At 68.4% G+C, this 12659-nt stretch carries 16 protein-coding genes and 1 pseudogene; 10 read left to right on the top strand and 7 right to left on the bottom strand.

Annotated elements, in window-relative coordinates; genetic code table 11:
• Positions 1 to 18: 18 nt before the first annotated feature.
• Genes G9373_RS25415 through G9373_RS25400 form a run of 4 tightly spaced genes read left to right on the top strand, consistent with a single transcriptional unit; the run spans position 19 to position 3266 of the window.
• On the top strand, positions 19 to 1443 hold the full coding sequence (locus G9373_RS25415) for a sodium:solute symporter family protein (RefSeq protein ID WP_167117329.1): 1425 nt from the start codon (positions 19 to 21) through the stop codon (positions 1441 to 1443).
• Entirely contained in the window at positions 1440 to 1589 is a 150-nt protein-coding gene (locus tag G9373_RS25410; protein ID WP_005567593.1) for a hypothetical protein, read from the top strand. Before G9373_RS25415 ends, G9373_RS25410 begins: the two co-directional genes overlap by 4 nt.
• Entirely contained in the window at positions 1582 to 1992 is a 411-nt protein-coding gene (locus G9373_RS25405) for a RidA family protein (protein WP_167117326.1), read from the top strand. Before G9373_RS25410 ends, G9373_RS25405 begins: the two co-directional genes overlap by 8 nt.
• Positions 1989 to 3266 (top strand): D-amino acid dehydrogenase, encoded by a 1278-nt coding sequence (locus tag G9373_RS25400; protein WP_167117323.1) that lies wholly within the window; start codon positions 1989 to 1991, stop codon positions 3264 to 3266. Before G9373_RS25405 ends, G9373_RS25400 begins: the two co-directional genes overlap by 4 nt.
• 112 nt (positions 3267 to 3378) lie before the next feature.
• Here G9373_RS25400 and G9373_RS25395 read toward each other — a convergent pair whose 3' ends face one another.
• Together G9373_RS25395 and mihF are read right to left on the bottom strand one after the other, a co-directional pair.
• Entirely contained in the window at positions 3379 to 3840 is a 462-nt protein-coding gene (locus G9373_RS25395) for an SRPBCC family protein (RefSeq protein ID WP_167117320.1), read from the bottom strand.
• 153 nt (positions 3841 to 3993) lie between these two features.
• Positions 3994 to 4305: an integration host factor, actinobacterial type gene (mihF, locus tag G9373_RS25390; protein ID WP_005248100.1), complete on the bottom strand. Its 312-nt coding sequence runs from the start codon at positions 4303 to 4305 to the stop codon at positions 3994 to 3996.
• A gap of 214 nt (positions 4306 to 4519) precedes the next feature.
• On the opposite strand from mihF, the gene G9373_RS25385 reads away from it, so the two are divergent.
• From G9373_RS25385 to G9373_RS25375, 3 genes are all read left to right on the top strand, one after another.
• A complete protein-coding gene (locus G9373_RS25385) occupies positions 4520 to 4660 on the top strand; it encodes a hypothetical protein (protein WP_155756001.1) in 141 nt (46 codons plus the stop codon).
• Positions 4661 to 4723: 63 nt separating this feature from the next.
• A complete protein-coding gene (locus tag G9373_RS25380) occupies positions 4724 to 5275 on the top strand; it encodes an HNH endonuclease (protein ID WP_005567601.1) in 552 nt (183 codons plus the stop codon).
• Positions 5276 to 5338: 63 nt separating this feature from the next.
• Positions 5339 to 5599, top strand: coding sequence for a WhiB family transcriptional regulator (locus G9373_RS25375; RefSeq protein WP_005567603.1), 261 nt, complete (start codon positions 5339 to 5341; stop codon positions 5597 to 5599).
• 30 nt (positions 5600 to 5629) lie between these two features.
• Here the strand turns inward: G9373_RS25375 and G9373_RS25370 are convergent, their stop codons facing one another.
• From G9373_RS25370 to G9373_RS25360, 3 genes are read right to left on the bottom strand one after another with little or no spacing between them, the layout of a single operon-like run.
• The gene (locus tag G9373_RS25370; protein ID WP_167117316.1) at positions 5630 to 7678 is read right to left on the bottom strand and encodes a prolyl oligopeptidase family serine peptidase; all 2049 of its coding nucleotides are present in this window, start codon (positions 7676 to 7678) and stop codon (positions 5630 to 5632) included.
• A gap of 48 nt (positions 7679 to 7726) precedes the next feature.
• Entirely contained in the window at positions 7727 to 8734 is a 1008-nt protein-coding gene (locus G9373_RS25365) for an iron-siderophore ABC transporter substrate-binding protein (protein ID WP_167117313.1), read from the bottom strand.
• Positions 8735 to 8791: 57 nt separating this feature from the next.
• On the bottom strand, positions 8792 to 9418 hold the full coding sequence (locus G9373_RS25360) for a GNAT family N-acetyltransferase (RefSeq protein WP_043791586.1): 627 nt from the start codon (positions 9416 to 9418) through the stop codon (positions 8792 to 8794).
• A gap of 193 nt (positions 9419 to 9611) precedes the next feature.
• Here G9373_RS25360 and G9373_RS25355 point away from each other — a divergent pair.
• Positions 9612 to 9728 (top strand): annotated as a pseudogene (locus G9373_RS25355) (formate dehydrogenase accessory sulfurtransferase FdhD); the annotation flags it as partial.
• A 10-nt stretch (positions 9729 to 9738) separates the two neighbouring features.
• Here the strand turns inward: G9373_RS25355 and G9373_RS25350 are convergent.
• Positions 9739 to 10380, bottom strand: coding sequence for a 3-oxoacid CoA-transferase subunit B (locus G9373_RS25350; RefSeq protein WP_005570063.1), 642 nt, complete (start codon positions 10378 to 10380; stop codon positions 9739 to 9741).
• The gene (locus G9373_RS25345) at positions 10377 to 11126 is read right to left on the bottom strand and encodes a CoA transferase subunit A (protein ID WP_005248111.1); all 750 of its coding nucleotides are present in this window, start codon (positions 11124 to 11126) and stop codon (positions 10377 to 10379) included. The genes G9373_RS25350 and G9373_RS25345 overlap by 4 nt, the downstream gene beginning before the upstream one ends.
• A gap of 152 nt (positions 11127 to 11278) precedes the next feature.
• Here G9373_RS25345 and pcaH point away from each other — a divergent pair, with 152 nt between their 5' ends.
• Complete coding sequence (pcaH, locus tag G9373_RS25340) at positions 11279 to 11992, top strand: protocatechuate 3,4-dioxygenase subunit beta (RefSeq protein ID WP_005570064.1); 714 nt, start codon at positions 11279 to 11281, stop codon at positions 11990 to 11992.
• A complete protein-coding gene (pcaG, locus tag G9373_RS25335; protein ID WP_005261317.1) occupies positions 11992 to 12633 on the top strand; it encodes a protocatechuate 3,4-dioxygenase subunit alpha in 642 nt (213 codons plus the stop codon). The genes pcaH and pcaG overlap by 1 nt, the downstream gene beginning before the upstream one ends.
• Positions 12634 to 12659 lie beyond the last annotated feature (26 nt).

Genomic DNA, 12659 nt, shown 5'->3' with positions numbered 1-12659 from the left:
TCCCAACTAGGAGTTCACATGGCAATCCTCGACTGGATACTTCTCGGTGCCTACTTCCTGCTACTCGTCCTGATCGGCGTCCAAACCATGCGACGCGTCAAGTCGCCGGACGATTTCGCCGTGGCAGGCAACCGGATCATCTGGCCGGTCTTCTTCGGCAGCCTGGCCGCAGCCTTCCTCGGCGGCGGAGCATCGCTCGGCGTCGCCGGCGCCGCCATGCGTGACGGATACGTGTACATGTTCGCCTTCTGCGCGTTCGGCGTTCAGACGGTGCTCGTCGGCTACTTCGTCGCGCCCAGACTCAAGAACTACATCGGCGCCCACACCCTCGGCGACATCATGGAGACCCACTACGGCCGGCCTGCGAGACTGGTCACCGGCGTACTGTCCGTCGTCCTGTGCGCCGGCATCCTCGGCGCCCAGGCCCTGGCCATCGGCACCGTCGTCAACGCCACCCTCGACGTGCCCACCGTGCCCGCGGTGATCATCGGGATGGGAGTGGTCATTCTCTACTCCTCGTTCGGTGGGGCGTGGGCGGTGATCCAGACCGACCTGCTGCAGTTCGTCTTCCTCGGAGTGCTCCTGCCGGTGGCGCTCCTCATCGGGCTCGACGCCGTCGGCGGACCGTCGGCTCTCCTGGACAACGTTCCCGCCGAGCATCTTTCGTTCATGGGCGACTACTCCCCCGCACAGTTCCTCACGCTCTTCGCGGCACTACTGCTCGGCGAGACGCTGGTCCCGCCGTACGCGCAGCGGACGTTCTCCACCCCCGACTCGCGGCACGCCCGTAAGGGCTACGCACTGGCCGGGTTCTTCTCGTTCTTCTTCTTCTTCACCTCGGCGTCTCTCGGGTTGATCGCACTCGTCCTGTACCCGGACATCGAAAGCGATCAGGCGCTTCCGACCGTGGTGATGAACCTGATGCCGGTCGGCGTTCTCGGATTGGTGGTGGCGGCGCTGATGGCGGTCGTGATGTCGACGGCCAGTTCCTACCTCAATTCCACCGCCGTCGTCCTGACCAAGGACATCTACCAGCCGCTCAGCCCCACCGCGCTGCCACCGTCGAGGCGGCTCACCGTCGAGCGGGCCACCAGCGTCGTCGTCGGTGCCGGAGCGACCATCTTCGCCCTCAGCGTCCCGTCCATCGTCGACGCCCTTCTCTACAGCTACACCCTGTGGGCTCCGACGGTCATCGTCCCGTTGTTCGGCGCCGTGCTGTTCGGCGTGCGGTCCGCTCCGGCGGCACTGTCGGCGATCACGGCGGGCGCGATCGTCACCGCGGTGTGGCAGTGGGGCCTCGACGCTCCGTTCGGACTGGACGGGCTGGTGCCCGGCGTCGTCGCCAACCTGCTCGTCTTCGTCACGGTCGCCATGGCCACCTCGTCCCGCTATCCGCGCCGACAGCAGCCTGCTGTCCGCGTCACCGAAGGAGAATTCGCATGATTCCCACCCTCCTCTATTACGGGGTACCCACCGCCGTCGTCACCGTCACCCTCTGGGTCGGATTTCTCGGCTGGCGCTTCTACGTCAAGGAAGTGCTGCGCGGCGACCGCGGCGACACCACAGCGGGTGAGCCCGACCATGGGTGACATCGTGGACGTGCCCGGGGTGACCACCGGCACCAGCCCGTACCCGTCGGCGCGCAGGGTCGGCGACCTCGTGTTCGTCTCCGGCCAGGTCTCGTTCGACGACACCGGCAACGTCGTCGGCACCGACGTGGTGGAGCAGACCCGTCACTCCCTCACACGACTCGACAGGGTCCTCGCCGCGGCAGGCGCCACCATGCACGACATCGCCTCGGCCACGGTGTATCTCGCGAACGCCGACGACGCCCCGCGTTTCAACGAGGAATGGAGGCGCTGGTTCGCCGCCGACCACCGCCCGGCCAGGGCCACCGTGGTCGCGGCCCTGCTGGACCCGCAGCTGCTCGTGGAGATACAGGCCGTCGCCGTCACGGGCCGGGGATCGACCGAAGGAAAGGAAGCGGAATGAAGGTGGCAGTACTCGGAGCAGGGGTCGTGGGAGTCGCGACCGCCCACGCTCTCGCCGAACGCGGACACGAGGTTCATGTGTACGACCGGCGCAGCGAGGTCGCGTCCGACACCAGCGCGAGCACCGCCGGACTGATCGCCCCCGGTCACTCCTACGCGTGGGCGTCGCCGACGGCTCCCACCATGCTGGTCCGATCGTTGCTCGGCGCGTCGACCTCGATCCGCGTCCGTCCCCGGGCGGACGCCGAACTCGCCCGGTGGGGTGTGCGATTCCTCCGCGAGTGCACGGCCTCCCGGGCGCGGTCGAACACTCTCGCGAAGCTCCGCCTGGCCCGGTACAGCCAGCAGCTGATGGACGAACTCACCGCCCGCGAGAACCTGGAGTACTGCCAGACACGGAACGGCGTGCTGTACCTGTACCGGGAGGAAGCGGAACTCGAGCAAGCGCAGGTGAACTCGCAGCTGCTCCGCGACCACGGACAGCTGCAGGACGTGCTGGGACCCGAGGAGATCGCGGCCGCGGAGCCCGCCCTCCGGCACGGGACGGCCACGTTCGCCGGTGCGATCCACGACCGCACCGACGGCACCGGCGACCCGCACCGATTCTCGGTGGGGCTCGCCGAGGAATGCGGTCGGCTGGGGGTCCGGTTCCACCTGGGCACGTCCGTCGTGGCCCTCGAGTCCGACGGTGCGGCCATCACGTCGGCCGACACCGATCGGGGCCACATCCGCGCGGATGCCTTCGTCCTCGCCGCCGGGGCCGCGAGTGCTCTCGTCGCGAGGAGTGTCGGTCTGCGACTGCCCGTCTACCCGGCCAAGGGATACACGCTGACCGCGACCGTCAAGGACCCCGAACGCGCGCCGGTGGTCGGCGGCATCGACGAGAAGACACTCGTCGCCTGGTCGCGGTTCGGTGACGAGCTGAGAATGTCGGCCACCGCGGAATTCGTCGGGTACGACCGCAGTCACTCGCCCGCCGACTACGCGGGCATCGTGGACGCCGGGAACGAACTGTTCCCCGGCGCGGTGGACTGGGACACGGCCAGATACCGGACGGGCCTTCGCCCGATGACGCCCGACGGCCCGCCGATGATCGGGCTGGGGCGTCACGACAACCTGTACTTCAACACCGGTCACGGTCACGTCGGCTGGACCATGGCGGTCGGCTCGGCCCGCATCCTCGCGGATCTCGTGGACGAACGGCGACCGGACATCGACCCGAGTCCGTACTCCCCGATTTCGTCGCGCCGGCATCCGAGCGGACGAGGCGCGTAACGAAGTGCACTGACCCGACGACTATCCGAGCGTGCCTCCGGAAACGGCGGCGCACCGACCTCGCTGACCGCAACCCCCGACTGCGGTCAGCGAGGTCGACACGACAGATGCTCTATTCGCCGCGTTCGGCGTGACGCTTGGCGAACGCGAGTTGCATTTCCCAGCCCTCGATATTGCCGTCGTAGGCGGCCGCGCGGCGCTCGGCATTCGGGTACAGGGCGGCGAATCCGGTCTCGACGACGCGGAGGAGCGTGCCGCCGCCCCGCTCCGACAGGAAGAACTCGACCAGGGTGGACGTGCCCTCCACGAGCGGCTGCGCGGGATCGTCTCCCCCACGGAACGAGACGTAGTGCGGTGCGTCGGACTTGACGGGAAGTATCGGGAAGCGCCCGTACGGGGGAAAGTCCACGACGAAGACGTCGCCTTCGCGTGTGGTGGTCGTCTTGCCGGGTTCGCCGTCGCCGATGAACCAGCCGGGTTCACTCACCAGCCGGAACACCCGCTCGATGGGGGCGTCGATCTGGATCTCGCGCTCGATCCTGTCCTGGGATGCGTCCGGAACGCTCATGATCATCCTCACCTCTCGACAATGTGCTACCTTACGGTTGCATATCGGCGGCTACTTGCGCAACCTTCTGGTTGCACTAGCGGGGGTGGGGGCAGGAAAGACGCGTCCGGGCGCCCGCCCGTCGCCTGAAGGCGATGGGGCGGGCACCCGGGGAACGTGTCAGCTGAAGTGCGCCAGCAGGGCGTCGCGCTGACGGTCGCCGAGGCCACGGAGGCGGCGGGTCGGAGCGATCTCCAGGTTGGCCATGATCTCCTGGGCCTTCACCTTGCCGATCTTCGGCAGGGCTTCCAGAATGGCGCTGACCTTGGTCTTTCCGATGATGTCGTCGACATCTGCCTTGGAAAGGACCTGCTTGAGGGTGATGTCACCGGACTTGAGCTTGTCCTTGAGCTCTGCGCGTGCCTTACGAGCGGCGGCGGCCTTCTCGAGAGCTGCTGCCCGCTGTTCGTCAGTGAGCTGGGGAAGTGCCACGATGTCTCCTTCATTCGGGGTACGTATCGAACACCGTAGCGAGAGAACCGCTACTTCACCGCATCCATCGGACGTGTCGCGCGTCCTGTCCGATTCGACACGCCCCGGCTCACGGGTCCGACGACGCGGAAAATGCCAGGACGCGGGCGGCGCGCTGTGTCATGCTCGACGTGTTCTGTTCGGTTCACACGTCGAGTTCAGGAAGGACGTAGCGATGCGCGCACTGCCCGCAGCCCACGCACCCCGGTTGCAGCCGTCACGCACGGGCGCCGCCTCCTCCTTCCCCGCCGGCCGGCAAGGCGAATGCGGGATCATGCCCGCCCCGAAGACTTACCGCTCCACCCGGCACGCCTGACTCGACTTCCGTTGCCCGGCGTGCCCCCACCGCCGCGAACCGACGACAGAACCGAGATCTCCCGTGAGGCACTTCTCCCGTAACCCGCCCGGCAGCACCCTCGACGCCCGCAGTTGGTCGCGCGCGGATGTGCTGGTCCTCAATGTCACGTACGAGGCCCTCTGCGGGATCCCCGCGGAGCGCGCCGTCGTGCTGATCAGTGTCGGTGCGGCCGAGACGGTCGCGGATCGGGAGCCGCCGTTCCCGATTCGCTCGCAGCACGTCGAGATCAGCCTGCCGCGGACCATTCGTCTGCTGCGCTACGTCCACGTCCCGCATTCCGTGCTGGTGACCGACAGCAGCCGCGCGACGTTCGCGGGCGTGTTCCGGCGCGACCGCAATCGGTGCGGCTACTGCGCCGAGCCGGTCGCGACGACCATCGACCACGTGCTGCCGAGGAGCCGCGGCGGCCCGAACACGTGGGCCAACCTCGTGGCCTGCTGCATCCCCTGCAACCAGAGGAAGGCCGACCGCACACCGGAGGAGGCGGGAATGCCGCTCCTCTGGGAGCCGAAGGCGCCCCGGCACATCGAAAAGGCGCAGCGGCAGATCTGGAGGGATCTCGCGGCGGTCTAGCCGCGAGATCCCCGCACCCGCCGCCACCCGACCGACCTTCTCCCGGGAAGGGGAGATTTCCCGATGACCGACGTCCTGGACACGACCCTGTCCACCCTGCTGCCTGCCTCCGACGACCCCACGGGCTGGGTTGACGCCGCGTGCCGCGCCGACCCCGAGCCGGACCGGTGGTTCCCGTTCCCGACGGAGGATTTCGCGTACGCCCGCGACGTCTGTCATCACTGCCCACTGCGGATGCGCTGTGAGCTGTTCGCCAGGGCCACCGGTCAGACCGGCGTGTGGGGTGGCAAGGAATTCGATCGGGGCCGCGAGAAGCGGACGTGAATCCGCCTGGGCGCGGCCCCGGCCCGCCGGCTACCGGCCCAGGATCTCGGGCAGCGCGACGTCCTCGCCCCGCACGTGCTCGGAGAGGAACGACAGCACCACCTGGTACCAGACCTTCGCGTTCTGCGGGGTGAGGATCCAGTGGTTCTCGTCCGGGAAGTAGAGGAAGCGGTGTTCGGTGCGACCGTCGTCGTCCGCGGGCAACCCCGACTCGGACAGCAGCTCGAACCACAGCCGCAACCCCTCGCCGATCGGTACGCGAAAGTCCTTGTCGCCGTGAATGACCAGCATCGGAGTGACGATGTCCGCGACGTACAGGTGAGGCGAATTCTCCACCGCCATCTCGGGCGTCATCTCCCGCTGCCAGTACCAGGCGGCGTCGGTGGTGGGGCCGAACTGGTCCAGCGCCCAGAGGCTGGCGTGGGTGACGATCGCCTTGAACCGGTCGGTGTGTCCGGCGATCCAGTTGGCCATGTAACCGCCGAACGATCCGCCCATCGCCGCGGTGCGCTTCTCGTCGATCTCCGGCAGTGCCACCGCGGCGTCGGTGATCGCCATGAGATCGGTGAACGGGGCCTTGCCCCACTTACCCCAGCCCCGCTCGACGAACTCCTGCCCGTAGCCGGTGGACAACGCCGGATCCGGCAGCAGCACGGCGTATCCCCGCGCGACCAGGAGCCACGGGTTCCATCGCCACGACCAGGTGTTCCACGAACCCAGGGGGCCGCCGTGCACCCACAGCGCGAGAGGCACCGGCGCGTGGGCGGAGGCGCCGGTCGGCACCGCGAGCCAGGCGCGCAGCGCCGCGCCGTCGGCGGCGACCGTCTCGACCTCCGTGAGCGCGCCCGGCAGCTCGGGGAGGTCGGCGGGCGCCTTCAGCAGTGACACGGCACCGGTGGTGATGTCGATGCGCACCGGGTGCGGCGGCGCCGCGTACGACGCCCTCAGCGCGAACACCGTCGACCCGTCGGGGGCCACCTGCAGGTCGGTGTACGCGCAGTCGTCGGTCGTCACCCGCGTGGGGTCCGCGCCGTCACGGAGCAGGAAGATCGGTGCGCGCCCACGGTCGTCGGCGGTGACGAGGAGCCCAGAACCGTCGGACAGCCAGACCACGGACGTGGCCCACCGATCCCACCCGGGCGCCACCTCGGTGACGGTGCCACTGTCGAAGCTGTAGCGGTGCAGCGTGAATCGGGGCGCGGAGTCGGGGGTCGCATGCGATTCCCGCGTGAATACGACGTGCCGTCCGTCCGGGGAGATCACCGGGTCCGACAGATCGGCGTCGGCGTCGTCGACGAGGACCGTGCGCGCCCCCGTCTCGGTGTCGACGCGCACCAGGATGTTCCGGATCGACGCGAGCGGACCGGGAACCGTCCACGACGTCACGACGAACGCGCCGTCGTCGCTCAGCGCGTAGTTGGCCTCCCGCAGTGCCGGACCCGGCATCGGGGTGAGGTCGGTCAGCTCCGGCTCCTGCCCGTTCTCCGCGAGCGCGTCCAGTGGGGCGGACAGGAGGTGGGGCACGTCGGGACCGAGATCGTGGTCCCAATAGCGGATCGGGTAGCCCGTGTGCAGGATCGCCGAGACCTTCTTCTCCTTGCGCTCGGTGCGCACCCGCTCGTCGTCGGCGGACTCGCCGGATCTCCCCAGAACCCCGGTGGTCACGACGAAACGCGGCGCGCACCGTGCGGCGCGCACCCCGGTGATGCCGCCGCCTCGGCGCGCGACGACCACCGCCTCGCCGCCCCGCGCGGGCAGTCGCCACAGGTCGTCGGGAAGGTCGTCCTCGTCCTGCGTCGGACGGGAGGACGTGAAGAGGAGATCGCCGTCGCTGGTGAACGTCGGGTTGGACTCCCCGCTGCGGCCACGGGTGAGCCGGCGCGCCGCGAACTCGCCGGTGGGATCGATCTCCCACAGGGCGGTGACGTACTTCGTCGCCTTCTCGCCGAGCGTCGACTGCGCCACGACGAGCCTTCGCCCGTCCGCGGACAGCGCGAGGCTTCCGATGCGGCCGAGCGCGAGGTAGTCGTCGAGGTCGTCGAAAGGAGTTCCGGCGTGGAGTTCAGGAATCGCGGTCACGAGTCGTTGGTATCACGAACCGGGCCCACACCGTCGGACATCCGCGTCTCAGGCGAGCAGGGGCGCGACCCGCGGCGGGATCTCGTTCAATGCGTACGGCAGGCTCAATACGGTGCTCCACGCCATCGCCTCGGCGGCGGCGTCCTCGAGCGTGATCGTGCGTCCGGCCTTCACCACGTCGAGTTCCTGATAGATCGGCGTCTTGTCGAGTTCCGCGCGCAGCTTGTCGCCGTAGCCGACGCCCGCGTACCAGACGAGGAGGTCGACGTTCGCGAGCGACAGCTGCTCCGTGCTGATCTCGGCGAAGTTGCCGGTGATCTGCTCCGTCACAGGGGGATTCACGAAGCCGAGTTCGGTGAAGAAGCGGACCTTCGGGTCCTCCGGGCCGTACACACCGAACTGCCCCGGACCCTTGAGCGCGCCGACGAGGACGGTCTTTCCCGCGAACGCCGGGTTGGCGGCCCGGACGTCGTCGAATTGCGTCTCGACGGAGGATACGAGCTCGGCCGCCTTGTCCTTCTTGCCGAGCGCGTCGCCGAGGATCCTCGTCTGGTCCTGCCACGGAACACCGTAGTCGGCGAAGTCTGCGGGCTGCGCCACCGTCGGCGCGATGGCGCTCAGCTTGTCGTACTGGGCCTGGGTGAGGCCGGAGTAGGTGCCGACCACCAGGTCCGGGGCGACGGCCGCGACCTTCTCGAAGTCGATGTTGGTGGACGCCGTGCCCACGATCTCGGGCTGCGCGTCACCGAGGAGGTCCTGCGCCCACGGCCACACGCCGTAGGGGTAGTCGCCGTACCAGTCGAACGTGCCGGCCAGCGTGCCGCCGAGCGCGAGGATCGCGTCCTGGTCGTTGTAGCCCACACTGACGATGCGCTGCGGGTCGGTCGGCACCTGGGTTTCGCCGTACTTGTGGGCGATGACGGGGCCCGACGGCTCGCTGCCGGAGCCGTCGCCGTCCGAGCTGCTGCAGGCCGCGGCGAACGCGAGCAGCGCTCCCCCGGTGCCCACGAGGAATCCGCGTCGGCTCAGGCCGATCCTCTGTTGACCCATGTTCATGCGGCGACCCTCTCGTCTACCAAGTACTACGATCCACTTAGGTAAGGCTTGCCGAGCTTAGCCTAAGGGGTCGCGGACTGGTTCCCGCCACATCGCCCACACCGTGGGCCCGCCGTCCGGGATCCGGATCTCGCCGGTGACGTCGAAGCCGAATCGCTGGTAGTAGGAGATGTTGTCTTCCTTGCTGGACTCCAGATACGCCGGGAGCCCCTCGGCGTCACAACGGTCCAGCCGCGACCGCAACAGCGCCTTCCCGTAGCCGCCGCCCCGTCCCGCGCTCGACGTTCCGATCGTCGCCAGATACCAGTGCACGGGATCGACCGGGTGTGCGTCCTCGACGGTTCCGCTCACCGCGGCCCCGACGCCCAGCCGGGAGCCGAACGCGCGGACCAGCCCCGGCAGGCTGCGGAGCGACGACAACGTGGACTGCTTCCAGCCACCGGGCGGATCCCACATGGCGGCCCCACGAACCACGCCGTCGTCGTCCTCGGCCAATTCGGCTCCGCCCCCGGCGAGATGGTGATGGCGGATCTCCACCGCGAACAGTCTCGGCAGGCCGCGCCGCCGGCGGTCGGGATCCGGCCACATCCACACCATCACGGGGTCGTCGAAGAACGCGTCGGCCAGGACGCGCGACAGTTCGGGGATGTCGGATCCGGTCGCAGCACGCACGCTCACACCCATGCCCAGAGGGTACGGGCACACCGCGGCGGCGCGCCGGAACGACTGGCCGTCGTGCCCGGTTCGGGGCCGCTGTGGACTCATGACCCGCCCCTCGTCCACATGCAGTCCGCCCGAATCCGGCGGCAGGTGATGGGGCGCGTCACCGCGCACACGCCCGGTCGTCCGCAGCACCGAGCACGGAACGACACGCAGACCGGTTTCGCTGGCCGTCGACCTGGCACTGGAATCCGGCAGGACGCTCGTCGGCTTCCTCCGCGGGGAGTCGATGAGCGTCTATGCCGGAGCCCAGCGCGTGAAGACCGGGGCCTGAGCGGGCCCTTCTAGACGGTGGCGTCGACGAGGAGCTTCGCGCCGGTGGCCGCCTGGACGTCCTCGACGCTGTGGCCGGGAGCGGTCTCGACGAGCCGCAGGCCATCGGGGGTGACGTCGATGACGGCGAGATCGGTGACGATCTTCTGCACGCAGCGCTTGCCGGTGTACGGCAGCGTGCATTCCTCGAGGATCTTGTGCTCACCCTTCTTGGTGACGTGATCCATCATCACGATGACCTTGCCCGCGCCGTGGACGAGGTCCATCGCGCCGCCCATGCCCTTGACCATGGCGCCCGGGACCATCCAGTTGGACAGGTCGCCGTGGCTGCTGACCTGCATGGCGCCGAGAACGGCCACGTCCACGCTGCCGCCGCGGATCATCGAGAAGGAGTCGGAGGAGGAGAAGAACGCGCCGCCGGGGACCACGGTGATGGTCTCCTTGCCCGCGTTGATCAGTTCGGGATCGACCTCGTCGTCGGTCGGGTACGGCCCGACGCCGAGGATGCCGTTCTCCGAGTGCAGGATGACGTCCTTGCCGGCCGGGATGTGACCGGGGATCAGGGTGGGCATTCCGATGCCGAGGTTCACATACTGCCCATCCTCTAGCTCGGCCGCGACCCGGGCCGCCATCTCGTCACGCGTCCAGCTCATGCCCGCACCGTCCTGTTCTCGATTCCCGTTTCCTGCTTGCCGACCTCGACCACACGCTGGACGAAGATGCCGGGGGTGTGCACCTCGGCGGGGTCGATCTCGCCGGGCTCGACGAGGTACTCGACCTGCGCGATGGTGATGCGACCGGCGCCGGCGGCGTCCGGGTTGAAGTTTCGGGCCGTCTCCCGGTACACGAGGTTGCCGAGGCGGTCACCCTTCCACGCGTGGACCAGCGCGAAGTCGGTTCGGATGGCGCGTTCGAGGACGAAGGCCTCCCCGTCGAACTCGCGGGTCTCCTTGGGCTTGCTCGCCACCGCGATGCCGCCCTGGCCGTCGTAGCGGATCGGCAGACCGCCGTCGGCGACCTGCGTCCCGACACCGGCGGGGGTGTAGAAGGCGGGGATGCCCGCTCCCCCGGCGCGCATGCGCTCGGCCAGCGTGCCCTGCGGAGTGAGCTCGACCTCGAGCTCCCCGCTGAGGTACTGCCGCGCGAATTCCTTGTTGGCGCCGACGTACGAGCTGATCGTGCGCCGGATCCGGTGCTGCTCGAGGAGCAGACCCAGACCGAAACCGTCGGTGCCGCAGTTGTTGCTGACCGTCTCGAGGTCGGTGGCACCTTGTGCGAGGAGGGCGTCGATGAGGACCGAGGGGATACCGACGAGGCCGAAGCCGCCCACCGCGAGGGACGCTCCGTCGGGGACATCGGCAACGGCCTCGGCCGCCGTTGCGAAGACTTTGTTGACCATGTGACCCAGGCTACCGCAAAATGTTCGAGTAGTGAACACCCATCCACATTGCGAACAAATTACGCCCTGCCTGTTGGCCCCATCACAGAACGCGACTACTATGTGCGAATAGCGGCCGACTGTTCACATCGAGAACGTGAGGATCTTTTTCCATGCTGCATCTGCCAGCCCACCACCACGCCGGGCACGAAGCGAATGCCCCGCTGCTGTTCCCCGAGTACAAGACGACTCGGCTGCGCAGCCCCAAGAACGACCTGATCCTGGTCCCGCAGCGACTCGGCGAGATCACCGGTCCGGTCTTCGGCGACGCCGACATCGCCAAGGGCGAGAACGACATGACCCACGCCAACGGCGGCGAGGCCCAGGGACAGCGCATCATCGTCCACGGCCGCGTCCTCGACAGTGCGGGCAAACCCATCCCCGACACCCTCATCGAGGTGTGGCAGGCCAACGCCGGAGGCCGCTACCGCCACAAGATGGACTCCTGGCCGGCCCCGCTCGACCCCCACTTCAACGGTGTCGCCCGCTGCCTGACCGACAAGCACGGCCACTACGAGTTCACGACCATCAAGCCCGGCGCCTACCCGTGGGGCAACCACCACAACGCGTGGCGGCCCGCGCACATCCACTTCTCCCTGTTCGGTCAGGCGTTCACCCAGCGGCTGGTCACGCAGATGTACTTCCCGGACGATCCGTTCTTCTTCCAGGACCCGATCTACAACTCCGTACCCGAAGCCGCCCGCGAGCGGATGATCAGCACGTTCGACTACGACCACACCCGCGACAACTGGGCCGTCGGATTCAAGTTCGACATCGTCCTGCGCGGTCAGGACGCCACCCCGTTCGAGGACCCGGAGGGCCACTGATGATCGACACCCAGAACCCCGACGCCCCCCGCTACCCGGTCTTCGCCAAGAGCCAGGACGAGGTGCCGTTCGGCGTCACCCCGTCCCAGACCGTCGGCCCGTACGTCCACATCGGCCTGTTCCCCACGTGGGAGAACAGCGGCGAGGCCGTCCCCGAGGATGCGCCGGGACGAATCGACGTGTCCTTCAACGTCATCGACGGCGCCGGACAGCCCATCGGCGACGCGATGATCGAAACCTGGCAGGCGGATGCGGCCGGCCGGTTCAACAGCCCGACCGATCCCCGCGGTGCCGCCGAGGCGACCCCCGCCGGATTCCGCAGCCTGGCACGCGTGTTCGCCGACGAGAGCGGCACTATCGTGGTGCACACGGTCAAGCCGGGCGCACTTCCCGCCGAGGACGGCGCCGTCGAGGCTCCGCACATCAACGTCGGACTGTTCGCCCGCGGCATGCTCGAGCGGCTGTACACGCGGCTCTACTTCCCCGAGGACACGGACGCGCACGCATCGGACCCCGTGCTCTCCGCCGTCCCGGAAGCAGATCGCCCCAAGCTGATCGCGGAGAAGACGGATCGCGGATACCACCTGACGATCCACGTGCAGAACACAGAAGGACGGGAAACCCCGTTCTTCGCCCTGTAACCGTTCACAACCCAGAAAGGTGTCGC

Source organism: Rhodococcus sp. A14, from assembly GCF_011603105.1.
GTDB classification, from domain to species: domain Bacteria; phylum Actinomycetota; class Actinomycetes; order Mycobacteriales; family Mycobacteriaceae; genus Rhodococcus_F; species Rhodococcus_F opacus.
Note: the sequence above shows the minus strand (reverse complement) of the source record. Positions and strands in the feature narration are given on the sequence as shown.